This is a genomic window from Azospirillum sp. CT11-132, from assembly GCF_047302835.1.
In the GTDB taxonomy this organism is placed as follows: domain Bacteria; phylum Pseudomonadota; class Alphaproteobacteria; order Azospirillales; family Azospirillaceae; genus Azospirillum.
Window position 1 is genome coordinate 727,022 of the sequence record NZ_JBGLZA010000003.1, and the last position, 22,925, is coordinate 749,946.

The window sequence follows — 22,925 nt, forward strand, 5'->3', positions numbered from 1 at the left end:
CCGTCTCCCACGGGCCGGCCTGGCAATGCGCGTAAGCGTGGATTGAGAAGAAAAGGCCGCCCGGTGCATCCGGAGCGGCCTTTTTCCTGACCCGACACAGCGGGTCATCCAGCGGAAGAACGGACAGGCAGGCGGAAGCACCGGGCGGCGTCACCGAAAAGACGCCCGAACCGGAGCACCGCCGTCATGATCCCGTCCCACCTGTTCCTCGCCGACCCCGTCTTCCTCGAACCCGTCGCCGCCGTGACCGGCGGTGGCCTCGGCCTGCGCCGCACCGCCGAGCCGGTGGCGCTTGCCGAGTCGGTCGATGCGCTCGTCACCGTACTCGACGAGCGGCGCGGCCTGCTGCTGTCCGGCGGGGTGGAGGCACCCGGCCGCTACCGGCGTCAGGCACTGGGCTTTGTCGATCCGCCGCTGTCGGTGACCGCGCGCGGCCGGACCGTGCGCATCGACGCGCTGAACCCGCGCGGTCGGCTGCTGCTGCCCGCCGTGGCCCGCGCGCTGGATGGGCACGGGGCGCTTATCGGGCTGGAGGTGACTGCCGGGCGTGTCACCGCCCTGGTGCGCCGCCCGGCCGGGGTCTTCGCCGAGGAGGAGCGCAGCCGCCAGCCCTCCGTCTTCAGTGTACTGCGGGCGCTGATGGCGCTGTTCGCCTGCCCGGAGGAGCCGTTCCTGGGGCTCTATGGCGCCTTCGGATATGATCTCGCCTTCCAGTTCGAGCCGATCCGGCGCCGGCTGGAGCGGCCGGACGACCAGCGCGACCTCGTGCTGTACCTGCCCGACCGGTTGCTGGTGGTCGATCACGCCGCCGGGGTGGCGCGGCGCTTCACCTACGAGTTCGTGGTCGATGGCGTCTCGACGGAAGGCTTTGCCGGCGGCGGGCGGGTGCACGCTTATCGTCCCGACACCAACGCCGCCGCGGAGTGCGACCATGCCCCCGGCGAGTACCAGCAGGTGGTGCGGGCGGCGAAGGAGGCCTTCAACCGCGGCGACCTGTTCGAGGTGGTCCCCGGCCAGACTTTCGCCGAACCCTGCGCCGACAGCCCCGCCACCATCTTCCGCCGCCTGCGCACGGCCAACCCGGCACCCTATGAAGCGCTGATCAATCTGGGCGACGGCGAGTTCCTGGTTGCCGCCAGCCCGGAGATGTATGTGCGCGTCGGCGGCCGGCGGGTCGAGACCTGCCCGATCTCCGGCACCGTGGCGCGCGGTGGCAACGCGCTCGACGACGCATCGCAGATCCTGACGCTGCTGAACTCTGCCAAGGATGCGGCGGAGCTGACCATGTGCACCGATGTCGACCGCAACGACAAGGCGCGGGTGTGCGAGCCCGGTTCCGTCCGCGTCATCGGCCGGCGGATGATCGAGCTGTATTCCCGTCTGATCCATACCGTCGATCATGTGGAAGGGCGGCTGCGTGACGGCTTCGACGCGCTGGACGCCTTCCTCACCCACACCTGGGCGGTGACCGTGACCGGCGCGCCGAAGCGCTGGGCCATGCAGTTCCTGGAGGATACCGAACGGTCGCCGCGCCGCTGGTACGGCGGGGCCTTCGGCCGCATCGGCTTCGACGGTGGAATGGACACCGGGCTGACCCTGCGCACCATCCGCATGAAGGACGGCATCGCCTTCGTCCGCGCCGGCGCCACCCTGCTGTCGGACAGCGATCCGGATGCGGAGGATGCCGAATGCCGGCTTAAGGCGTCGGCCTTCCTCGACGCGGTGCGTGGCGAGGGCGCTGGGCCGCGGCTGTCGGTGGTCCAGGCCGGGGCAAAGCGAAGCGGGGAGGGCCGGCGGGTGCTGCTGGTCGATCATGACGACAGCTTCGTCCACACGCTGGCCGACTATTTCCGTCAGACGGGGGCGAGCGTGACGACGCTGCGCCATGCCCACGCGCGGGCGGCCCTGCGCAGCGACCCGCCCGACCTGCTGGTTCTGTCGCCCGGACCAGGGCGGCCGGCCGATTTCGATGTCGGCGGTAGCCTGCAGGCGGCGCTCGACCTCGGCGTGCCGGTGTTCGGCGTTTGCCTCGGGCTGCAAGGAATGGCCGAGCATTTCGGTGCGGAACTGGAGCGCCTGCCGGAGCCGATGCACGGCAAGGCCTCACCCCTGCGTCACCAGGGCGGTGGGCTGCCTATCGGGCTTTTCGAGGGGCTGCCGCAGGGGATGCGGGCGGGTCGCTACCATTCGCTGGTGGCGCGTCGCGACAGCCTGCCGCCGGAGCTGCGGGTAACCGCGGAGACGGAGGACGGCACCGTGATGGCGATCGAGCACCGGACGCTGCCGCTGGCCGCGGTGCAGTTCCATCCCGAATCGATCCTGACCCTGGACGGCGCCGCCGGTGGCGGTTCCGGGCTGGCGCTGGTCGCCAATGTGATGGACCGGCTGGCCGGGCGCGTCAGCGCGGTGCCGGAACGCGAAGCGGCGGCCTGAAGGGCCGCCGCTGCGTGACTTCGATGGAGTAAGAGTGACGGGGAAGCCCGTCACTCCACCATGCCCAGCGCTTCCTTATAGAGCTCCAGGATGGCTTCCTGCTCCTGGCGGTCGGCCTTGTCCATCTTCCGCAGGCGGATGATCTGCCGGATGATCTTGGTGTCGAAACCGGTGCCCTTCGCCTCGGCGTAGACTTCCTTGATGTCTTCCTGCAGACCGCGCTTTTCCTCTTCGAGACGCTCGATGCGCTCGACAAAGGACTTCAGGCGATCCGCCGCGATGCCGCCGACGTCGGACATGGCAAAACCTCAAACGATGGGGGTGTTCGGGAACGGGGCGGGACAATATCGGCGGGCGGGGGGAATGGCAAGCCGGCGATGCGCCGCGGGAACGCACGGCAGAGGTCCGGCTGCGTCATCGCGTCGCGACCATCCCTTCGTACAAGCGTCACCGTCGCCGGAGTTTGAACAGCTCATGGCTGATTTGTCTTAATGTATGAAACAATCGTACGATGGGCTTAAGCAGCCATTCCCTTTGTTGCGGCGCACCTAATAGGCTGGTATTACCATCGGTGGGTTCGGCTTCACAAAGGCGCATGGATACGGCATGTATGCACGTCGTCTGGGCCGATGACCCATGGGGGATGCCGGGATCGGCGTATCTGAGGCAGGGGAGTTTTATCTAATGAAAGTCGCCATTCCAAAGGAGCGACGTGCGGGCGAACTTCGCGTGGCCGCCTCACCGGAAACGGTGAAGAAACTGAAGGGTTTGGGACTGGACGTGGTGGTGGAGAGCGGGGCCGGTCTCGGTTCCAGCATCACCGACGCGGCCTATGAGGCGGCGGGGGCCGCCATCGCCGCCGACGAGGCGTCGGCGCTGGCCGATGCCGACATCGTGCTGAAGGTGCAGCGCCCCTTGATCGCCGGTGAGGGCGATGTGGACGAACTGGCGCTCATCCGCAAGGGCGCGCTGCTGTTCGCCATCCTCAACCCCCACAACAGCCGCGACCATGTGAAGGCCTACGCCGATGCCGGCGTGAACGCCTTCGCCATGGAGTTCATGCCGCGCATCACCCGCGCCCAGGTCATGGACGTGCTGTCCTCCCAGGCCAACCTCGCCGGCTACAAGGCCGTCGTCGATGCCGCCAGCGAGTATGGCCGCGCCTTCCCGATGATGATGACCGCCGCCGGCACCGTTCCGCCGGCGCGCGCCTTCATCATGGGCGTCGGCGTCGCTGGCCTGCAGGCGATCGCCACCGCCAAGCGGCTTGGCGCCATCGTCTCGGCCACCGACGTGCGCCCGGCGGTGAAGGAGCAGGTGCAGTCGCTGGGCGGCAGCTTCGTCGCCGTCGAGAATGACGAGTTCCGCCAAGCGGAGACCGCCGGCGGCTATGCCAAGGAGATGTCGGACGACTACAAGCGCCAGCAGGCCGCCTTGGTCGCCGAGCACATCAAGAAGCAGGACATCGTCATCACCACGGCGCTGATCCCCGGCCGCAAGGCGCCGATCCTGGTGACGGCGGAGCATGTGGCGTCGATGAAGCCGGGGTCGGTCATCATCGATCTGGCGGTGGAGCAGGGCGGCAACGTCGAGGGCGCCAAGCTGGGCGAGGTGGTGACCACGGCCAACGGCGTGAAGATCGTCGGCCATGCCAACTACGCCAGCCGCATCGCCGAAAGCGCCTCGCTGCTCTACGCCAAGAACCTGCTGGCGCTGCTGACGTCGCTGCACGGGAAAGACACCGGCGTGGCCGTCAACTGGGACGACGAGATCGTCAAGGCCATCGCGCTGACCCGCGACGGCGCCGTCGTCCACCCCGCCTTCGCCGGCTGACCGGGCGCCTGAGGAGACTTACCGCAATGGATCAGACCCAACTGTCCGCCCGTATTGCCGAGCTGAAGGCGAACCTCGCGGCGCTGAGCCAGCAGGCCGACCTGCTGGCCGCTCAGGCCGCGCACACCGCGCAGCCCGTTACCGAGGCCGCCGGCGGTCACGGCAGCTTCTTCGTCACCGGCCTGACGGTGCTCGTGCTGGCCTGCTTCGTCGGCTACTACGTCGTCTGGCGCGTCACCCCGGCCCTGCACTCGCCGCTGATGGCCGTCACCAACGCCGTGTCGTCGGTCATCATCGTCGGCGCGCTGATCGCCGCCGGCCCGGCCGGCTTGGACTTCTCCAAGGTCCTGGGCTTCCTCGCCGTCATCCTGGCGTCCGTCAACATCTTCGGCGGCTTCCTCGTGACCCAGCGCATGCTCTCCATGTTCAAGAAGAAGGGCAAGTAAGACCATGGAAACCTTGTCGGCCCTTCTCTATCTCGTCGCCTCCATCTGCTTCATCATGGCGCTGCGCGGGCTCTCCAGCCCGGAGACCTCGCGCCAGGGCAACATCTACGGCATGGTCGGCATGACCATCGCCATCCTGACCACGCTGGCCTCGCCCATCGTCCAGTCCTATTGGATGATCGTGCTGGGCATCGCCATCGGCGGTGCCATCGGCTATGTCGTCGCCAAGAAGATCGAGATGACGGCGCTGCCGCAGCTGGTCGCGGCCTTCCACTCGCTGGTCGGTCTGGCCGCCGTCTTCGTGGCGCTCGCCGCCTTCTATTCGCCGGAGGCCTACGGCATCGGCTTGCGCGGCGCCATCGCCAAGGGCTCGCTGGTCGAGATGGCGCTCGGCACCGCCATCGGTGCGATCACCTTCACCGGCTCGCTGGTCGCCTTCGCCAAGCTGCAGGGTCTGGTCACCGGCAAGCCGCTGGTCTTCCCGATGCAGCACCCGCTGAACGCGGCGCTGGGCGTGCTGACCGTCATCCTGATCATCTGGTTGGTGCAGTCGAACTCGTCCGCCGCCATGTGGCTGATCATCCTGGTGGCGCTGGCGCTCGGCTTCCTGCTGATCCTGCCGATCGGCGGCGCCGACATGCCGGTGGTCATCTCGATGCTGAACAGCTACTCCGGCTGGGCGGCTTGCGGCATCGGCTTCACCCTGCAGAACAATTTGCTGATCATCACCGGTGCGCTGGTGGGATCCTCGGGTGCGATCCTGTCCTACATCATGTGCAAGGGCATGAACCGCTCGATCTTCAACGTCATCCTCGGCGGCTTCGGCGGCGAGAGTGCCGCGGCCGGCGGCCCCGCCAAGGGTCCGCAGGGCTCGGTCAAGGCCGGCTCGGCCGAGGATGCCGCCTATATCATGAAGAACGCCCAGTCGGTCATCATCGTCCCCGGCTATGGCATGGCGGTGGCCCAGGCGCAGCATGCCCTGCGTGAAATGGCCGATGTGCTGAAGCACGAAGGCGTGGATGTGAAGTACGCCATCCACCCGGTGGCGGGCCGCATGCCCGGTCACATGAACGTGCTGCTGGCCGAGGCCAACGTGCCGTACGACGAGGTGTTCGAACTGGAGGACATCAACCGCGACTTCGGCACGGCGGATGTGGCCTTCGTCATCGGCGCCAACGACGTGACCAATCCGGCGGCCAAGACCGATCCGACATCGCCGATCTACGGCATGCCGATCCTCGACGTGGAGAAGGCCAAGACGGTGTTCTTCATCAAGCGCGGCATGGCCGCCGGTTACGCCGGCGTCGAGAACGAGCTGTTCTTCCGCCCCAACACCATGATGCTGTTCGGCGACGCCAAGAAGGTCACCGAAGAGGTCGTCAAGGCTATGGAAGCCTGACCGGCATCCATAGCGGTTGACCGGAGCGGGCGCGGGAAGCAAGGCTTTCCGCGCCCGTTTCTTTTGGGCCGAAAAACGACAAGAGAGGATGCGGAAACCATGACCGCCTACATCATTGCCGACGTCCGCGTGACCGACCCCGTCGCCTATGAGGTCTACAAGTCGCTGACCCCCGATGCGATCGCCAGGAACGGCGGACGCTTCATCAGCCGCGGCGGCGAGACGGCGGTGCTGGAAGGCGATTGGCAGCCCAACCGGATCGTCATCCTGGAATTCCCGGACATGGCGGCGGCCAAGGCCTTCTACGACAGCCCGGAATACCGCAAGGCGCGCGAGGCGCGTCGCGATGCCGCCGATTTCAAGATGATCGTGGTCGAGGGTCTGTAACCGACCGCCGGCGCCGTTACCGTCGGTTACACAACATCGTTCACGGGACACACCGCAGCAACACGGCCCCGCTATCGCTTACCGTCACCGAGAGACGGCGGCTTATCCCCGCCGTCCTCCCCACAGTGACGGAAATCAGGCCATGGACGATGACGATCTCTGCGAACCGTTCGATTCGCACCTCACGCTCTGGACCCGCATCGCGGTTGCGATCCTGTTGGTGGGGGTATCGCTCTGCGGCGTTTCGCTCTACCTGCTGACGGAGAGCTGAGGCCCTACCGTCCAAGCCGCGCCGAACCCACAATTTCTGCGGCTTTCCGGCGTTGTCCGGTGTGTTAATAACAAAGATTTTTTGTGTGATATTGAATTCCCTTTTCCAGTTATGTGGAAATCGCTCTTCTCCATCCGTGCAATCGTGCTAAATAGCCTCGGAACCCCAGTCGAGGATGATCCGATGCTTCGCACCACCCGCCGCTTCACCCTTGCCGCCCTGGTTGCCCTCGGCACCGCCGCCGTGATGCCCGGCACCGTGCGCGCTGCCGATCCGGTGAAGCTGGAGATCGGCTATATTCCGATCCTGGCGGCGTCGCCGCTGTTCATCGTCGATGGGCAGGGCTGGGCCAAGGATGCGGGGATCGAGCTGAAGCTGACCCGCTTCGAATCCGGCCCGCACGCCATCCAGGCGATGGCCGCCGGCAAGATCGACCTGCTCTATGCCGGCGTCGCCCCGGTGCTGGTCGCCCGCACCAAGGGCGCCGACATCTCGGTCATCGCCAATTCGGCGGTGGAGGAAATGGTGGTCGCCGCGCGCGGTCCCTTCGCCAAGGCGGTGGGCACCAACCCGACCGCGGAGTCCTTCAAGAAGTTCGCCGCCGATACCGGCCGCAAGCCGAAGTTCGGCACCCAGCCGCCGGGTTCCGTTCCCGACACCGTGCTGAAGTACTGGCTGTTCAAGGTGGTGAAGGTCGATCCCGCCGACGTGGAACTGGTGCCGATGGGCATCGAGAAGACGCAGCAGGCCCTGTTGGCCGGCGCGCTCGACGCCGCCACCATCCGCGAGCCGACGGTGACCGTCACCCAGCAGATGGACCCGAACGTCGCGCTGCTCGCCACCGGCGCCCAGATGTTTCCGAACCAGCCCGGCACCGTGGTCTCCGCCCGCGCGGAAGTGCTGAAGGCGCATCCCGACGCCATCAAGGCCCTGCTGAAGGCCCACATCCGCGCCGTCGACATGATCGCCAAGGATCCGGCCGCGTCGGCGAAGCTGGTGAACAACTATCTCGGCAAGGGCCTGCTGGAGCCGGCGACGCTGGAAGCCGCCTTCAAGGGGCCGGGGTCCAACTTCCTCGCCGACCCGCACAAGGTCGTGCCGGCGGTCGAGCAGATGATGGCCTACACCAAGGAGATCGGCTCGGCCAGCGAGACGGTGCCGGTGGCCGAGGCCTTCGACTTCAGCTTCTACGACGCCGCCGCCAAGTAAGCCGGCCGACCGATGCAGACCGACAAGCCGATGAAGTCCTATCAGAAAGTCGCCCTATCGGCGCTGGGCGTGCTCGTCTTCCTGCTGGCGTGGGAAGCGGTGGCGCGAAGCGGCGTCGTGCCGGCCCGGCTGCTGCCCTCGCCGAGCGCAGTGCCCGCCGCCTTCCTGACCGAGTTCAAGAGCGGCACCTGGCAGGAGATGGTGCTGGCCAGCCTGTCGCACTATCTGGTCGGGCTGTCGCTGGGCACCTTCCTCGGCGTGTCCTTCGGCACGGCGGCGGCACTGTGGGGCAAGTGGGACGCCTTCCAGGCCTGGGTCGTGCGCATGCTGCGCCCGATCCCGGCGATCGCCTGGATCCCCTTCGCCATCATCTGGTTCGGCGTCAGCGAAGGGGCGGCGTCCTTCCTGATCTCGCTGACGGTGTTCTGGATCAACTACTACGCCAGCTATGCCGCGGTGCGCGGGGTGGACAAGGACCTGATCGAGCTTGGCCATGCCTTCGGGCAGGGCGGGCTGATCCCGCGCCTGTTCAAGATCATCCTCCCGGGCGCCCTGCCGGGCATCCTGTCGGGCATGCGCGCCGGGCTGGGGCAGGGCTGGATGACGGTGGTCGCGGCCGAACTGTTCGGCATCTCCGGCCTCGGCATGCGGATGATGGAGGCGTCCGGCCTGCTGGCCACGCACATCGTCGTGCTCTACATGGTCACCATCGCGCTGCTCTACGGCGTGTCGGATTTCCTGTTCATGCAAGTTCAGTCGCGGGTGCTCTCATGGCAGCGGTGACCCTTTCCAAGACGTCCACCGCCGGGTCGGTCATCGACCTCGAGGACGTGTCCATCGGCTATGGCAAGGACGCGCCGCCGGTGCTGGTCGACGTCAACCTGTCGGTCGAGCGCGGCAGCTTCGTCGCCATCGTCGGCCCGTCCGGCGTCGGCAAGTCCACGCTGCTGCGCGTCGTCGCCGGGCTGCACACCGCGCGCAGCGGCGGCGTCACCATCCACCAGGACCAGCGCCCCGGTCATCGCCCGGTCGGGCTGGTGTTCCAGGACTCCCGACTGCTGCCCTGGCGCCGGGTGATCCGCAATGTGGAGTTCGGCCTGGAGGGCCTGCCGGTCAGCCGTGACGAGCGCCGCCGGCGCGCGGAAGCCGCGTTGAAGCTGGTGCGGCTCGACGGCTACGCCCGCCGCTGGCCCTACGAGCTGTCGGGCGGCCAGCGCCAGCGCATCGGCATCGCCCGCGCCATGGCGGTGGACCCGGACATCCTGCTGATGGACGAGCCGTTCGGCGCGCTCGACGCCATCACCCGCCACAATCTGCAGGACGAGCTTCGCCGCATCCATCAGGAGACCGGCAAGACCGTGCTGTTCGTCACCCACGATCTGGAAGAGGCGGTGCATCTGGCCGACCGCATCATCGTGCTGGGCGGCACCCCGGCCCGCGTGGTGCGCGACGTGCGCAACAGCGCCGGCCGGGACGGCTCGGTGTTCCGCGATCAGGTGGAACAGCTGCGGTCGGAGATCGCGGACAATTACAGCATCTGAGGGGTGGGGTCCTACCCCACCTCAACCATCAGGCTGGTCGGATAGCCCGCGTCCTTCATCCGTGCGATCAGCGCATCGACATGGGTCTGGTTGCGGGTTTCCAGCACCACGTCCACCTCGGCCATCTTCACCGGCACATTGTGGAACAGGCGCTGGTGGTGGACCTCGACGATGTTGGCGCCGGCCTCGCCGAGCAGGCGGGTGACGCGGGCCAGTGCGCCGGGGGCGTCGGTGATGCCGATGCGCAGGCGGACGATCCGCCCCTCATAGACCAGCCCGCGCATCAGCACCTGCGCCATGATGCGCGAGTCGATGTTGCCGCCGGACAGCACCATGCCGACCTTGCGGCCGCGGTAACGCTCCGGCTCTTCCAGAATGGCGGCGAGCGCGGCGGCGCCGGCCCCTTCGGCGACCAGCTTCTGCATGGTGGCGAGGCGGTAGACCGCTTCCTCCAGCCGGGCCTCGCCCACCTCGACCACATCGTCGACCAGCGCGCGGATGATCGGCAGGGTCAGGGCGCCGGGCGCCTTCACCGCGATGCCCTCCGCCACCGTGGCGCCGCCGCAGGTGATCGGCTGCCCCGCCAGCGCCTGACGCACGGCGGGGTAGAGGCTGCACTGCACGCCGACGATCTCCAGATCCGGCCGCAGCGCCTTGGCCGCCGTCGCCATGCCGGCGATCAGCCCGCCGCCGCCGATCGGGACCACAAGCACGTCGAGGTCCGGGACGTCCTCCAGCAGTTCCAGCGCTGTCGTGCCCTGGCCGGCGGCGACCAGCGGGTCGTCGTAGGGATGGACGAAGGTCAGCCCGTCGCGCGCCGCCAGATCGTGGGCGAAGGCGGCGGCCTCGCTCAGCGTCTCGCCATGCAACTCGACGGTGGCGCCCAAATTCTCCGTCCGCTCCACCTTGGTGAAGGGGGTGAAGGCGGGCATGACGATGGTGGAGCGGATGCCGAGCCGCGTGGCGTGGCAGGCCACCGCCTGGGCGTGGTTGCCGGCGGACATGGCGATGACGCCGGCTTGGCGCTCCGCCTCGCCCAGCGACAACAACTTGTTCAGCGCGCCACGCTCCTTGAAGGAACTGGTGGCGTGCTGGCTCTCCAGCTTCACGTGCAGCCGGCACCCCGCCATGTCCCCCAGGCGGGGCGCCGGAACCGTGGGCGTTCGGGACAGATGCCCCGCGATGCGCGCCGCCGCGGCGCGCACGTCCTCCAGAGTGATGGTCATTTCTTGTTTGTCCCGGTGTTGCGTGGTGTGAGTGTCAGCACCTCCGCCCCTGCCGAGACCAGCGTGCCACGGTCGCCGGCCAGACGCAACGAGCCGCCGTCGCGCCACAGTCCGACCAGATCGCCCCAATGGCGGGACCAGATGTTGCCGGACTGGCCGGTGGCGATCACGAAGCGGGAATTGTCCAGATCGGCCAGATCATAGACCGCGCGGAACCCGGCGCCATGGACATGGCGGAACGGGTTTGCCGGGTCGCGGGTCGAGGTCGACCCGCGGTTGACGGTGAAGAAGCCGCCGTCGGTTTCCACCGACAGGTCGGCAGTGCCGCCGATCAGCGGCAGGCGGCTCAGCATCCGGTGGACCAGCGCCGCCTTGTGGTCGTCGCCCCAGCGCCAGCTTTTCGGGCTGGAGCCGTGACGCTCGGCCAGCATCGCCACCGCCGCCTCCAGCGACCGGCCGATCACGTCGGCGCAGCCTTCCTTCTGCGGCGTGGTGACGTCGTCGCACCACTCCGGCCGCTCGTTCAGGACATGGCGCAAAGCCTCCGGCCGCAGGTCCCAGTAGGAGGCGAAATCGGGCCCGAGTTCGTCGGCGAACACCGCACGGACCAGTTCGCGCATCCAGGCGGTGAAGATCAGCGGTTCCGGCCGGTTGCGGTCCATCCGGCCGTCCCAATTGCGGAGAAGCGCCGCCGCATCGTTGGCGAGGCCGGGTGGGGACGGATATTTCAGCAGTTCGGGCAGGAAGTCGCGGGCGGGAAGCGAGACGATATCCATCTGCTGCTGCGCCACCTCCTCGACGGAAAAGCGCCCGGTGCCCAGCATCTCGACGATGCGCTTTGCGCGCGACGGATCGGGCCATTCGGTCGCGAGGCGATAGGGATAGTCGCGTCCGACCACAGCGTTGTTGGCGTTGACGAACTGCCCGGACGGCGGATTCACCGCCTGCGGCAGGGCGTAATAGGGCAGGAAGCCGGTCCAGTCATACTCGCCGGTCCAGCCGGGAACCGGCACGCGGCCGTCGCCCTTGCGGCGGATCGGCACCCGGCCGGCGGAGATGAAGCCGACCGTGCCCGACACATCCGCATAGACGACGTTCTGCTGCGGAGCGACATGCAGGCGCATCGCTTCGCGCGCCGCTTCCGCCGATGCCGCGTGGTTCAGGCGGTAGAGCGCCTCCGCACTGGTGTCGTCGTCGGCAAGGCCGGGGAAGGACAGCGCCAGCACCGGGCCGGGCGCGTTGCCTGTCGGCGCATTGCCGGCGGGCATGGCGTCGAGGTCGGAAATGACCGGGCCATGCCGCGTGTTGCGCACGGTCAGCGTCTGCGACGGCTCGCCGGCGATGGCGATGGTCTCGGCGCGCGTCTCGAAGGGCTGGCTGCCGTCGGGGGTCAGATAGCGGGCGGGATCCTGCGGGTCGGGCTTCTCGACGAACAGGTCCTGCGTGTCGCTGTGGGTGGTGGTGAAGCCCCAGGCGACCTTGCCGTTGTGGCCGAGGATGGCCAGCGGCACGCCCGGCACCGTGGCGCCGGCGACGGTAAAGTCCGGCGTCACGATGCGGGCGAGATACCAGAGGATCGGCGCTTCCAGCCCGAGATGCGGGTCGTTGGCGAGGATCGGCTTGCCGGTGGTGGTGCGGGTGCCGGTCAGGACCCATTCATTGGATGCGGTGTCGAAGCTCATTTGCGGCAGGGCCGCCAGGGTGCGGCGCACGGTTTCCCGCAGATCCATGCCGCGCAGGTCGGTCGCCAGCGTCGTGGGGGCGCCGGGGGCGTCGGGCGGGAACAGGTCGTCGACCTGAGCCGGCGACAGCCGTTCCAGCACGCGGGAGCGGAACAGCTCGTCGCGGTAGTTGGCGGACAGCTGCAGCGCCATCAGCTTGGCCCAGACCAGGCTGTCAGTGACGGTCCAGGGCTCCGGCGTGTGGCGCAGAAGCTGGAATTCGATCGGCAGCGCCTCCGACCGTGTGGCGAGATAGGCGTTCACCCCCTCGGCATAGGACTCGAAGGCGGTGCGGGCCTCCGGCGACAGGGTGGCTTCCATCGCCTCGGCCGAGCGGCGGACGCCCAGCGTGCGCATCAGCCGGTCGCTGCGCAGGGCGAAGTCGCCGTATTTGGTGCCGATCAGCTCGGCCAGCCGGCCGGCGCCGGCACGGCGCATCGTCTCCATCTGCCACAGCCGGTCCTGGGCGTGGGCATAGCCCAGCGCGCGGTAGGCGTCGCCCTCCGTCGCCGCGAAGATATGGACCACTCCCTGCTTGTCGCGGACGATCTCCGCCGGGGCGCCACTGCCGGGGATGGCTATGGTGCCGCTGGTCTGCGGCTGCTGCGCCCGCATCCACCAATAGGCGCCGAGCAGCGTCACCGGGGGCAGCAGAACCAGCACGCCCGCGACGACCGCCACCTTGCCCCAGCGCCCGCGCGGCAGGCGGAATTGCGGGCGTCCCGGCGGCCGGTTGGACGGTGGGGTTTGGAGCGGATACTGCGGGGGAGGGGCGTAGGGAGGAACCGCTTGCGGCGGCTGCACGCCATAGGGCGGCGCCGGCTGCTGCGGATAGGGATAGGGCTGCCCGGGCGGATAGCTTCCGGGCGGGTAGCCGTCGGGCGGATAGACCGACTGCTGCGGAGCCTGCGGGTAGGGTGCGCCGGGATAGGGTGCGCCAGGGTACGGGACCGGTGGCTGCTGCGGGGGCGCCGGATGGCCGGCATAAGGAGGTGCAGCGGGCGGTGCGGCAGGAGGGGCGGGGCGGGACAGCGCACGCGCCAGGGCGGCGCGGAGATGGAAAGCGCAGGTCTCGCCGGCGCGGATCAGGGAACGGCGCAGCATCACGGTCCGTGAGAGAGAATGGGGCGGCGACGGGCGGGGGCCGCCGGGGGGCTCGTTCGGGTGGCGGATGCTAGTCTCCCGGCCGCCGGCCCGTCCAGGGTTGCTTCGGTGGAGTCGGGCGCTTTTTGCCGCCGCGTCCCGCCTATGCGGCCGAGGTCAGGATCTCGCGCAGCATCGGGGCCGACACCGGCTTGTGGATCAGGCGGTGGCCGCTGCGCTGCACCTCGGCGATGCGGGCGGGGTCGGTGTCGCCGGTCAGAACCACGGCGGGGACGCGCACGCCGCAGACGCCGTAGATGTCGCGGATCGCCTCCACCCCCGTCCGTCCTTCACGCAGGCGATAGTCGGCGACGATCATCGCCGGTTGCCGGCCGAGATTCAGCAGCGACGCGATCGCCTCGTCGGCCGACACGGCGGCGACCACCTCGTATCCCCACTCCTCCAGCATCGCCCGCATGCTGAGCAGGATGATGGTGTCGTCGTCGACGACCACGATCAGCCCCTTGGCGTCCGGCAGTTCGGTCGGGCAGCGCACCGGTTTCGGGACCGGGCGGGGAACCGCCGTTGGCAGGTCGAGGAAGAAGCCGCTGCCGCGGCCGGGTGTCGAGCGCACCACGACCTCATGGTCCAGCAATCCGGCCAGCCGCCGCACGATCGCCAGCCCCAGTCCCAGACCCTTGCGCCTGTCGCGTTCCGGGTTGGCGAGCTGGATGAACTCCTGGAAGATGTCCCCCGTCCTGTCGGCGGGGATGCCGATGCCCTGGTCGATCACCGCCAGCCGCAGAGTACCGCCGCGGTGCAGGCAGCCGACCAGGATATGGCCGCGCTCGGTATAGCGGATGGCGTTCTCGATCAGGTTGCGCAGGATGCGTTCCAGCAGGGCGGGGTCGCTGCTGGTCCAGGCGGAGGTCGGGACATGGCGCAGCGTCAGCCCGGATTCGGTGGCGCGGATGCGGTATTCCTCCGCCAGCCGGTCCAGCAGGGGCCCGAGCGCGAAATCGGTGATGCCGGGCTTCACAACCCCGGCATCCAGCCGCGACACGTCCAGCAGGCTGTCCAGCATCACCCGGAGACCGTTCAGCGAATCGGTCATGCTGGCCAGCAGCGGCGACGTGGGGTGGTCCTGCAGCTTGTCCGATAAGGCGTGGGCAAAGAAGAACAGCGACTGCAGCGGCTGGCGCAGATCGTGGCTGGCGGCGGCCAGGAACTTGGTCTTCGCGCGGTCGGCCCGCTGGGCGTCGTCGCGGGCTCGGACCGCCTCGATCCTCGCCGCCTCCGCCTCGTCGCGGGCGCGCAGGATCGCTTCCTCGGCGGCCTTGCGGGCGGTGATGTCGCGCATGATGCCGGTATACATGCGCCGCCTGCCGACATGCCATTCACCCACCGACAGGTCGAGCGGGAAGGTGGAGCCGTCCTTGCGCAGCCCTTCCACCTCGCGGCCGATCCCGACGATCCGCCGCTCTCCCGTCCGGTGATAGCGGTCGAGATAGCCGTCATGGGCGCTCCGGTACGGCTCCGGCATCAGCATGTTGACGTTGCGGCCGATCACCTCGTCGGCGCGGTAGCCGAAGGTCTTCTCCGCCGCATGGTTGAAGGATTCGACGGTGCCCTGGTCGTCGATCAGGATGATGGGGTCGACCGCGGTGTCGACGATGGCGCGATAGCGCGCCTCCTGTTCCGCCGACCGCTCCGCCTGCTGCCGGCGGTCGAGCAGCGACGACAGCATCGCGAGCGAAAGCAGCAGCAGCGTGCCCACTCCCGTCATGATCGCCAGCAGGGAGGGGGAAAGCGCCATCCGCTGCCCGGAGGAGGTCATCGCATGGGCCGGCATGGCGTGGTAAGCGCCCATGCTGTCGGGCGCCGCGGTGCTCACTTCGGTTATCGGCTCCATCCCGGCCGCGGCCATGCCGGTGTAGTGCATCGTCACCACGCCCAGGCCCAGCAGAACGGCACCGGCGGCACGTTGCAGCGGGCGCTGGGTCCGGAAGGCCAGCCACAAGGCCACGGTGGAGGCGACGATGGCGACGGCCACCGAAACGGCGACCAGAATGACGTCGTAGGACAGGTTCATGTCCATGCGCATGCCCGCCATCCCTACATAGTGCATGCTGACGATGCCCAGCCCCGTCAGGGTTCCCGCCACCGGCAGGGTGTGACGGCGGGGACGGTTGCGGGCGACGGCGAACAGGCCGGCCCCGGAAACGGCCACCGCCAGCAGGAAGGACAATGCGGTAAGCCCGGCGTCGTAGCTGATCGGTATGTCGCTGCGATAGGCGAGCATGCCGATGAAGTGCATCGACCAAATCCCCGCCCCCAGCGCCAGCGCCGCACTCGCCAGCCGCCGGCCGTCGCCCGGGTCGCGCTCGGAATCGCCGCGGCGGTTCGGAGCGATGGAGGGATTGGCCGTGCCGTTGCCGCTGTGATGGGCGAGATCCAGCGCCACATAGCCGCCGAACACGGCGATTACGTATGACAACGCGACGAGGAGGGGGTCGTAATGGCCGGGCACGGTGGGCTTTGCTGTTGTGGGACCACGTTCGGGGAGGGAGCAGACCTGATTGTGCGTGTACAGGAACAATTTTGGTGAAGGTGCCAGCCCCTTCCTGCAAACGAAAGGCTTGCCTTGGTGGTAGACAGGCGACCTAGGACGTCCGTCGGGATATTTCGAATGAACAGCAAACTCCCGCCCGGCCCCACGCCAGGGGCAGACAAGCATACCGCCTCGCCGGTTCGGCCGAAGCAGCCGTGGCGGCTGTTGGCTCGGCTGCTGCGTCCGGTCGCGACCCTGCTCGCGGTCGGATATTTCCTTCTGGATGCGCTGGCTTACTGGGTGGTGCGGCCGGTGGTCCGCCGGATCGCCCGGCTGCCACTGTTCGGGCGGATCGGCCGCTGGGTGGCCGGGCTGGGGCCTTATCCGTCGCTGATCCTCGTCCTGGTGCCCCTGGCGTTGCTGGAGCCGGCGAAGCCGGTCGGGGCATGGCTGTTCGCCACCGGCCGCCCGATGTCCGGCGCCGCCGTGATCGTCGGGGCGGAACTGGTCAAGATCACCCTGGTTGAGCGGCTGTTCCATGCCGCCAAGCCGAAGCTGCTGACCATAGGCTGGTTCGCCTGGGGCTATGTTCGGGTGACGGCCTGGCTCGCCTGGCTGAAGGAGACCGCTCCCGTCCGCGCCGCCCGTTGTCTGCTGTCCGGCCTCCGCCGTGTCGGTCGCCGGGTCGGCCGGCGGCTGTCGCTGATGATGCGGCGGTTGGCGCGCGGGTGACCGCCTATCCCAGCGCCGCCAGCACCAGCGCCGAGGCGATCAGCAGGGCGCAGGCGCGGCGGTAGAGAACCAGCGCCCGGTCGATGTCGTCGGGGGTGGCGGCGGTGCGGCCGGGGCCGAGCCAGACATCCTCGATCCGGGTGGCGCCATAGACCCGCGGGCCGCCCAGCCGCAGGTCGAGCGCGCCGGCCATCGCCGCTTCCGGCCAGCCGGCATTCGGGGAGCGGTGGCGGTGGGCGTCCCGCCGGACCGACGCCCAGGCTTGCGTCGCATCGGCGCCGCCGGTCATCCAGGCAGCCCCCACCAGCAGAAGGGCGGTCAGGCGCGATCCCGGCAGGTTGACCAGATCGTCCAGCCGCGCCGCCGCCCAGCCGAAGGCCTCGTGGCGCGGGGTGCGGTGGCCGATCATGCTGTCCGCGGTGTTGACCGCCTTGTAGAGCGCCAGACCGGGCAGCCCGCCCACCAGCAGCCAGAAGGCCGGCGCCACCACCCCGTCGGAAAAATTCTCCGCGAGGCTTTCGATGGCGGCGCGGGCGACGGCAGGCTCGTCGAGCGTCGCCGGGTTGCGGCCGACGATCATCGACACCGCCTTGCGCGCACCCTCCAGCCCACCGGTGCGGAAGCCCTTGGCAACGGCCGCCACATGGTCGTGCAGGCTGCGCTGGGCCAACAGGGTGGAGGCCAACACTGCCTCGACCAGCCAGCCGAACGGCAGCAGCCGACAGACCCAGGCCACCGCCACCGCGACACCGCCGACCGTCAGCAGAAGCACCACAACCGCCAGCACGCCGAACGCCTTGCGGCGGCCGAAGCCATCGGTCTCATGGTTGAGCGTACGGTCAAGCTGGGCGATAAGCGCTCCGATCCACACGACCGGGTGACGGATGCGGGCGTAGAGTGGATCGGGATAGCCCGCCAGCGCTTCGACGATGAGTGCGGTGGCGAGCAGGAAGGGATGCAGCGGCACGGGTGGGACGTTCCAGGCAATGGGGCGGCGCGCTGGCCGCGCGTCGGTGAATGAGGAAGAGGCGCGATCATGGCCGAAGACAGCCCGGTGACCAAGCCGTGCGTGGCGGACGAAGGGCGGACGGGGCAGGAGGCCTCCGCGGGCGGCGCCCTGCTGCATGGCGGCGACCTGGACGGCGCGCGCGCGGTGTTTCCCGGTGCGCCGGAGCCGTGGGTCGATCTGTCCACCGGCATCAACCCCTGGCCCTACCCGCTGCCGCCGGTACGGCCGGATGCCTGGAACCGGCTGCCCGGCCGCGGAGAGGAGGCCGCGCTGCGGGACGCGGCGGCGGCCTGCTACGGCGCGCCGTCGGCCGAGCTGGTAGCCGCGGCGTCTGGCTCGCAGGCGCTGATCCAATTGCTGCCCCGGCTGCGCGCGCCGGGGCGCGTCGCCGTCCTGGGGCCGACCTATGCCGAGCACGCGCGCTGCTGGGCGCTGGCCGGCCATGAGGTCCGGATGGTGGAGGAGGTGGAGGAGGTCGACGTCCTGGTGATCGTCAACCCCAACAACCCCGACGGCCGGCGCTGGCCCGCCGCCCGGCTGCTGGAGATGGCCGACGTACAGGCGGCGCGCGGCGGCTGGCTGGTGGTGGACGAGGCCTTCGCCGACATGCGGCCGGAGGACAGCCTCGCGGCGCATGCCGGCAAGCCGGGGCTGGTGATCCTGCGGTCCTTCGGCAAGTTCTTCGGGCTTGCGGGGCTGCGGCTGGGCATCGCACTGGCGCCGGCCGGGCTGGCGGCGGCGCTGCGCGAGGCCTTCGGGCCCTGGGCGGTGTCGGGACCGGGGCTGGCCATCGCCACGGCGGCGCTGGGCGATCGCCATTGGATCGGGGCGACCAGGCGGCGGCTGGCGGCGGCGGCGGCGGAGCTGGACCGTATGCTGGAGGGGGCCGGCCTGCGGGTGGTCGGCGGGACCGAACTGTTCCGTCTCGTCGAGGACCCGCGGGCACCGGCGCTCTATCGCGCCTTGGGGGAAGCCGGGATTCTCGTGCGCCGATTCGAAGGCCGGGCGGACTGGCTGCGCTTCGGGTTGCCGGACGCCGCTGAAGATTGGCAGCGGCTTGGTGTCGCATTGGCTGTGGAAAGACGCCGGGCACTGCAACCGCGTGAAACGTCAGCGTCTTGAACAATCGGCGAAAATTTTATATACTCAACCGTTTTTAGAAATCCGGCCGTCACACTTCGACCCTGTCGGAAATCGCCGGCGTTGCGGGGATATAAAATTCTATGAAACACTCTCGGCCATGCCGGTATCGGGTTGCATGGTGATGATCTCGGGCCGTGGTGTGGATGACGGGCGCGATATCGCGTTTTCAGTCTTCGACCGTCTGCCGGTCGGGGTTTGCCTCGTCACGGCATCGGGGATCATCCACCACGCGAATCCAGCCCTGCATGACCTGCTGGGTTGCGAGGCGGGCGGCCTGCCGGGCCGGAGTCTGTGCGAATTTGAACTCGACCATAGTGGCTCCGGCAGCTGGGCGCAGGCTTCGGGTGATGCGCAGCGCGCCCTGCGGAACGATGGTTCCACACGCTGGGTGACGGTGGCTGAAAGTCCGTGGATTGGCAAAGCGGACGGCAAAACCGGCATCAGCCGGCTGCTGACCGTGACCGACGTCGATTCGATTTTTCAGCAGGCCGGCGATCCACGCGATGCGGAAGCGCCTGCCGAGATATCGGCGGTCGACGCTCTGCTGTACGAGGCGCCGATCGGTACGGCCGAAGGTGCGACGCGGACGGTCAGTCTCACCAAAACTGCCATCCACGAGCTGACCGAATCGCGCCCGAACGAGGAGCGGCTGGAGGCCATCCTCGAACAGAGTCCGATCGGCGTTTCTGTATCCCGGCGCGATGACGGCCGGATCATCTTCGTCAACACCCGCTTCGCCGAACTGATCGGCCTGCCGCGTGAAAAACTGATCGGCAGCCGTGCCCGCGACTATTACCTGGACAGCCACCAGCGCCTGCGCGTGTTGGAACGGCTGCGCGGCGGCAGCGGCGTCACCAATATGGAGGTCCAGTTCAAGCGGGCCGACGGCTCGCCCTTCTGGACGCTGTTCACGGTGAATCAGGCGGTGATCCAGGGCATGGCGGTCAATCTCGCCTGGATCTACGACTACACCGAGCGTCGCAGCATGGAAGAGGCGTTGCGCGACATGGCGTCGCGCGATCCGCTGACCGGCATCTACAACCGTCGATCGTTCATGGACATGGCGCGCGCCCAACTGGCCCGCGCCCACCGGTTCCACGAGCCGCTGTCCGTCTTCGTCCTCGACGTCGACCATTTCAAGCGCATCAACGACACCTTCGGCCATGCCACCGGCGACGACGCGCTGCGCATGGTGGCGGCCGGCTGTCAGGCGATTCTTCGGGAATACGACATTCTCGGCCGGCTGGGCGGGGAGGAGTTCGTAGTAGTCCTGCCCGGTGCGACCGCTGACGAGAGCCGCGTGGTGGCCGAACGGGTGCGCCGCCATCTGGCCCGTATGCCGATCGAGGCGACCGACGGCACCTTCCGCCTGACCGCGAGCATCGGCATCGCCGGGCTGGAAGGGGCGACCGACACGTTGGAGCGGGCGATCCACCGTGCCGACCTCGCGCTCTATCGGGCGAAGCACCTCGGCCGCAACCGCGTCGCGGTGTTCGAGCCGGGAATGTAGGTCGGCAGGGTTTCAAGGGTGGATCGGGCAACGGTGGATCGGGTGATGGACTACACGGTGCGCGACAGCGGCGGCGTGCGCGAACTGGAGCTGCGCGGGCAGATGACGTTCGAGGCCGACGCCGGGTTCCGGGAGATCCTGGCGGAGTGGGAGAAGGGCGGCATTGCGGAGTGCGTGCTGAACCTGTCGGCCGTCGAGTATATGGACTCCGCCGGGCTGGGGCTGCTGGTCCTGGCGAAGAATGCGGCCAAGCGGACGGGCGTCGTCTTCCGCATCAGGCATCCGCGCGGTCAGGTCCGCGAGCTGATCGAGATCTCGGAGTTCCACACCATCATTCCCTGCGAGTTCTAGCCGGTGAGCGGCAGCCCGCTGGTCGTGATCGGCCATCCGCGTCCCCCGGCGGCGGGGCGGTTGCGCGGTGTGCTGGGCCGGCTGGGGGTTCGAAACATCATGGTGGTCGATGGCGACGGGCTGGCCGGGGCGTTGGCGGCCGGGACGCCGCAAATGCTTCTTCTGCATGCCGGCCTGTCGGGATTCGGGCCGGAGCTGCTGGCGGGGCTGCGGACGGAGGCTCATCTGCGCGACCTTCCGATCCTCGTGCTCGGCCGCTTCCCCGGCGGGCGGGAGCGGGCGGAACTGCTGCGCGCCGGCGCGACCGATCTGCTGGCGCGCCCGCTGACCCTGGCGGAGCTGTCGGCCCGCCTGTCGCTGCATCTGGAAAACCGCCGGCTCGACCGCTCGCTGCAGGAGGTGATCCGCAGCCTGCGCAACCACCACAGCGACGCCGTGCAGCGGATGGCGCTGGCGCGCGACATGCAGTTGGACCTTTTGCCCGATGTCACGCTCTGCCGGTCGCTGGAGCGGCGCTATGGCATCGCGCTGGACAGCCATTTCGAATCCAGTTCGGAGCTCGGCGGCGACCTGTGGGGCGCACGGCCGATCGACGACCGGCGCTTTGCGCTGTTCCTGTGCGATTTCACCGGCCATGGGGTGGCGGCGGCACTGAACACCTTCCGGCTGCATGCGCTGCTCGCCCGCAGCGATTTGCCGGCCGGCGATCCGGCCGAAGCGCTGCGGGTGCTGAACGGCCTGCTGGTCGGACTGCTGCCGGAGACGCAATTCGCCGCGATGATCTATGCCGTGGTGGATGTCGCCGCCGACCGGCTGGTCTACGCCACGGCCGGCGCGCCGAAGCCGCTGGTTCGCCGCTCCGATGGTGAACTGGAGATCGGTTCGAGCTGCGGCCTGCCGCTGGGCGTCGCGGCCGAGGCGCGCTACCGCAACCAATGCCTGGACTTCCCGTCGGGCTCCGCCCTGGTCCTGTTCAGCGATGCCTTGTACGAGGCGCGCGGATGGGACGGGCAGATGTTCGGCTATGGCGGCGTGACCGATCTGGTGCGCGGCCTGGGGGATGGCGGCGCGCCGGACCGGCCGCTGCGTTGCCTGCTCGACCGCTATTTCGCGGCGATGCCGCGGCTGCTGGCCGACGACCTGACGGTGCTGTGGGTCAGTCGGACAGGCCGTCCGGCGTCCGGTCCAGATTGACGATGCCGACCACCCGGTTGCCGTTGCCGACATAGGTCAGCTGGTCGAATCCGACCATGCGGGCCAGCGCGATTCCGCGGCCATGGGTGGCGTTGGACTGGGAGGCATCGACCGACAGGTAGCGGTTGAAGTCGAAACCCGCCCCCATGTCGGTCACGGTGAAGATCACGCGGCTGTCGCTGCGCTCCACATGCAGGGTGGCGTATTTGTCGCGATGCTCGGCCGAAGCCAGCCTCGCTTCGATCTCGCGCGCCAGCATGCCGCTGGCCTTCAGCCGGCCCTTCGCCTCGAAGCCGATGCCGAGGTTGCCGTGCTCCACCGCATTCACCAGGATCTCCGACAGCCCGAAGGTCAGGCTGTGTGCGGTGGCGGCGACGGACGACAGGGTGATGGCGAGATTCTGCGCCTCCTGCAGGGTGCGGAAGCGGAAACGCCCGTCGCGCAGCAGGCCGATGGCGTTGGAGCGGGAGCGCAGGTCGCCCTGCAGGCTTCGCATCCGCCCGGTGGTCTCCTCCGCCGCACGGACGACGGAGCGCAGCAGCGCACCGTCATAGGGCTTGAGGAGGTAGTAGAACACGCCGGCGCGGATGGCGGCCGCGATCTCCGAACTGCTGTCGGAGATGGTCTGGACGATGACGGGGATGTCGGCCAGATGCGGCTCGCGCTTCATCCACTCGTACAGTTCCAGCCCGTCGCCGTCGGCGAGCCGCCGGTCGAGCAGAACGACATGGATCGTCGACCCGCTGGCCGACAGGATTTCCCACGCCTGCGCCTTGGTCTCGGCCTCCAGCGTGCGGTAACCGATGCGGGAGAGGTAGCCGGCAACGATGGCGCGGGTCATTTCCTCGTCATCGACGACCAGAGCGGTGACGGCATCGGCCATGGT

At 68.7% G+C, this 22,925-nt stretch carries 20 protein-coding genes; 14 read left to right on the plus strand and 6 right to left on the minus strand.

Annotated elements, in window-relative coordinates:
- The first annotated feature begins 186 nt into the window (after positions 1-186).
- A complete protein-coding gene (locus ACCD06_RS09230; RefSeq protein WP_413340210.1) occupies positions 187-2,433 on the plus strand; it encodes an anthranilate synthase in 2,247 nt (748 codons plus the stop codon).
- Positions 2,434-2,483: 50 nt separating this feature from the next.
- On the opposite strand, the gene ACCD06_RS09235 is transcribed toward ACCD06_RS09230, so the two are convergent.
- Positions 2,484-2,732, minus strand: coding sequence for a DUF2312 domain-containing protein (locus ACCD06_RS09235; protein ID WP_012973951.1), 249 nt, complete (start codon positions 2,730-2,732; stop codon positions 2,484-2,486).
- 385 nt (positions 2,733-3,117) lie between these two features.
- On the opposite strand from ACCD06_RS09235, the gene ACCD06_RS09240 reads away from it, so the two are divergent.
- From ACCD06_RS09240 to ACCD06_RS09275, 8 genes are all read left to right on the plus strand, one after another.
- A complete protein-coding gene (locus ACCD06_RS09240) occupies positions 3,118-4,266 on the plus strand; it encodes a Re/Si-specific NAD(P)(+) transhydrogenase subunit alpha (RefSeq protein WP_413340212.1) in 1,149 nt (382 codons plus the stop codon).
- Between the two features lie 26 nt (positions 4,267-4,292).
- Entirely contained in the window at positions 4,293-4,712 is a 420-nt protein-coding gene (locus ACCD06_RS09245; RefSeq protein ID WP_136705537.1) for an NAD(P) transhydrogenase subunit alpha, read from the plus strand.
- Between the two features lie 4 nt (positions 4,713-4,716).
- Entirely contained in the window at positions 4,717-6,111 is a 1,395-nt protein-coding gene (locus tag ACCD06_RS09250) for an NAD(P)(+) transhydrogenase (Re/Si-specific) subunit beta (protein ID WP_413340214.1), read from the plus strand.
- Positions 6,112-6,210: 99 nt separating this feature from the next.
- Entirely contained in the window at positions 6,211-6,498 is a 288-nt protein-coding gene (locus ACCD06_RS09255; protein ID WP_149270555.1) for a DUF1330 domain-containing protein, read from the plus strand.
- A gap of 142 nt (positions 6,499-6,640) precedes the next feature.
- Positions 6,641-6,769, plus strand: coding sequence for a hypothetical protein (locus ACCD06_RS09260; RefSeq protein WP_256379244.1), 129 nt, complete (start codon positions 6,641-6,643; stop codon positions 6,767-6,769).
- 183 nt (positions 6,770-6,952) lie between these two features.
- Positions 6,953-7,978 (plus strand): ABC transporter substrate-binding protein, encoded by a 1,026-nt coding sequence (locus ACCD06_RS09265; protein ID WP_109074743.1) that lies wholly within the window; start codon positions 6,953-6,955, stop codon positions 7,976-7,978.
- A gap of 12 nt (positions 7,979-7,990) precedes the next feature.
- Positions 7,991-8,761, plus strand: a complete 771-nt coding sequence (locus tag ACCD06_RS09270) for an ABC transporter permease (RefSeq protein WP_413340217.1) — start codon at positions 7,991-7,993, stop codon at positions 8,759-8,761.
- Positions 8,749-9,519 carry an ABC transporter ATP-binding protein gene (locus tag ACCD06_RS09275; RefSeq protein WP_109074744.1) on the plus strand — a complete coding sequence of 257 codons (771 nt, stop codon included), beginning with the start codon at positions 8,749-8,751 and terminating at the stop codon, positions 9,517-9,519. Before ACCD06_RS09270 ends, ACCD06_RS09275 begins: the two co-directional genes overlap by 13 nt.
- An 11-nt stretch (positions 9,520-9,530) precedes the next feature.
- Here ACCD06_RS09275 and ACCD06_RS09280 read toward each other — a convergent pair whose 3' ends face one another.
- The 3 genes from ACCD06_RS09280 to ACCD06_RS09290 all read right to left on the minus strand — a co-directional run bounded on the left by ACCD06_RS09280 (position 9,531) and on the right by ACCD06_RS09290 (position 16,079).
- Positions 9,531-10,745 carry a threonine ammonia-lyase gene (locus ACCD06_RS09280; protein ID WP_136705540.1) on the minus strand — a complete coding sequence of 405 codons (1,215 nt, stop codon included), beginning with the start codon at positions 10,743-10,745 and terminating at the stop codon, positions 9,531-9,533.
- Positions 10,742-13,570 (minus strand): penicillin acylase family protein, encoded by a 2,829-nt coding sequence (locus ACCD06_RS09285; RefSeq protein WP_413340219.1) that lies wholly within the window; start codon positions 13,568-13,570, stop codon positions 10,742-10,744. Before ACCD06_RS09285 ends, ACCD06_RS09280 begins: the two co-directional genes overlap by 4 nt.
- Before the next feature lie 142 nt (positions 13,571-13,712).
- Positions 13,713-16,079, minus strand: a complete 2,367-nt coding sequence (locus ACCD06_RS09290; RefSeq protein ID WP_413340221.1) for an MHYT domain-containing protein — start codon at positions 16,077-16,079, stop codon at positions 13,713-13,715.
- 159 nt (positions 16,080-16,238) lie between these two features.
- On the opposite strand from ACCD06_RS09290, the gene ACCD06_RS09295 reads away from it, so the two are divergent.
- On the plus strand, positions 16,239-16,832 hold the full coding sequence (locus tag ACCD06_RS09295) for a hypothetical protein (RefSeq protein ID WP_413340223.1): 594 nt from the start codon (positions 16,239-16,241) through the stop codon (positions 16,830-16,832).
- 4 nt (positions 16,833-16,836) lie between these two features.
- On the opposite strand, the gene cbiB is transcribed toward ACCD06_RS09295, so the two are convergent.
- On the minus strand, positions 16,837-17,799 hold the full coding sequence (gene cbiB / locus ACCD06_RS09300; RefSeq protein ID WP_413340225.1) for an adenosylcobinamide-phosphate synthase CbiB: 963 nt from the start codon (positions 17,797-17,799) through the stop codon (positions 16,837-16,839).
- 69 nt (positions 17,800-17,868) lie between these two features.
- On the opposite strand from cbiB, the gene cobD reads away from it, so the two are divergent.
- The 4 genes from cobD to ACCD06_RS09320 all read left to right on the plus strand — a co-directional run bounded on the left by cobD (position 17,869) and on the right by ACCD06_RS09320 (position 22,039).
- Entirely contained in the window at positions 17,869-18,963 is a 1,095-nt protein-coding gene (cobD, locus tag ACCD06_RS09305) for a threonine-phosphate decarboxylase CobD (protein WP_413340227.1), read from the plus strand.
- Between the two features lie 136 nt (positions 18,964-19,099).
- Positions 19,100-20,494 (plus strand): diguanylate cyclase, encoded by a 1,395-nt coding sequence (locus ACCD06_RS09310; protein ID WP_413340229.1) that lies wholly within the window; start codon positions 19,100-19,102, stop codon positions 20,492-20,494.
- A gap of 33 nt (positions 20,495-20,527) precedes the next feature.
- Positions 20,528-20,845 carry an STAS domain-containing protein gene (locus tag ACCD06_RS09315; RefSeq protein ID WP_136705545.1) on the plus strand — a complete coding sequence of 106 codons (318 nt, stop codon included), beginning with the start codon at positions 20,528-20,530 and terminating at the stop codon, positions 20,843-20,845.
- A 3-nt stretch (positions 20,846-20,848) separates the two neighbouring features.
- A complete protein-coding gene (locus ACCD06_RS09320; protein ID WP_413340231.1) occupies positions 20,849-22,039 on the plus strand; it encodes a PP2C family protein-serine/threonine phosphatase in 1,191 nt (396 codons plus the stop codon).
- Here ACCD06_RS09320 and ACCD06_RS09325 read toward each other — a convergent pair.
- Positions 22,002-22,922, minus strand: coding sequence for a response regulator (locus ACCD06_RS09325; RefSeq protein WP_413340233.1), 921 nt, complete (start codon positions 22,920-22,922; stop codon positions 22,002-22,004). The genes ACCD06_RS09320 and ACCD06_RS09325 overlap by 38 nt on opposite strands.
- Between the last annotated feature and the right edge of the window lie 3 nt (positions 22,923-22,925).

Excerpts from the sequence above, each read along its gene's own strand:
- ACCD06_RS09230 (WP_413340210.1), top strand. The coding sequence starts at position 187 with ATGATCCCGTCCCACCTGTTCCTCGCCGACCCCGTCTTCCTCGAACCC.
- ACCD06_RS09235 (WP_012973951.1), bottom strand. The coding sequence starts at position 2,732 with ATGTCCGACGTCGGCGGCATCGCGGCGGATCGCCTGAAGTCCTTTGTC.
- ACCD06_RS09240 (WP_413340212.1), top strand. The coding sequence starts at position 3,118 with ATGAAAGTCGCCATTCCAAAGGAGCGACGTGCGGGCGAACTTCGCGTG.
- ACCD06_RS09245 (WP_136705537.1), top strand. The coding sequence starts at position 4,293 with ATGGATCAGACCCAACTGTCCGCCCGTATTGCCGAGCTGAAGGCGAAC.
- ACCD06_RS09250 (WP_413340214.1), top strand. The coding sequence starts at position 4,717 with ATGGAAACCTTGTCGGCCCTTCTCTATCTCGTCGCCTCCATCTGCTTC.
- ACCD06_RS09255 (WP_149270555.1), top strand. The coding sequence starts at position 6,211 with ATGACCGCCTACATCATTGCCGACGTCCGCGTGACCGACCCCGTCGCC.
- ACCD06_RS09260 (WP_256379244.1), top strand. The coding sequence starts at position 6,641 with ATGGACGATGACGATCTCTGCGAACCGTTCGATTCGCACCTCACGCTC.
- ACCD06_RS09265 (WP_109074743.1), top strand. The coding sequence starts at position 6,953 with ATGCTTCGCACCACCCGCCGCTTCACCCTTGCCGCCCTGGTTGCCCTC.
- ACCD06_RS09270 (WP_413340217.1), top strand. The coding sequence starts at position 7,991 with ATGCAGACCGACAAGCCGATGAAGTCCTATCAGAAAGTCGCCCTATCG.
- ACCD06_RS09275 (WP_109074744.1), top strand. The coding sequence starts at position 8,749 with ATGGCAGCGGTGACCCTTTCCAAGACGTCCACCGCCGGGTCGGTCATC.
- ACCD06_RS09280 (WP_136705540.1), bottom strand. The coding sequence starts at position 10,745 with ATGACCATCACTCTGGAGGACGTGCGCGCCGCGGCGGCGCGCATCGCG.
- ACCD06_RS09285 (WP_413340219.1), bottom strand. The coding sequence starts at position 13,570 with ATGCTGCGCCGTTCCCTGATCCGCGCCGGCGAGACCTGCGCTTTCCAT.
- ACCD06_RS09295 (WP_413340223.1), top strand. The coding sequence starts at position 16,239 with ATGAACAGCAAACTCCCGCCCGGCCCCACGCCAGGGGCAGACAAGCAT.
- cobD (WP_413340227.1), top strand. The coding sequence starts at position 17,869 with ATGGCCGAAGACAGCCCGGTGACCAAGCCGTGCGTGGCGGACGAAGGG.
- ACCD06_RS09310 (WP_413340229.1), top strand. The coding sequence starts at position 19,100 with ATGGTGATGATCTCGGGCCGTGGTGTGGATGACGGGCGCGATATCGCG.
- ACCD06_RS09325 (WP_413340233.1), bottom strand. The coding sequence starts at position 22,922 with ATGGCCGATGCCGTCACCGCTCTGGTCGTCGATGACGAGGAAATGACC.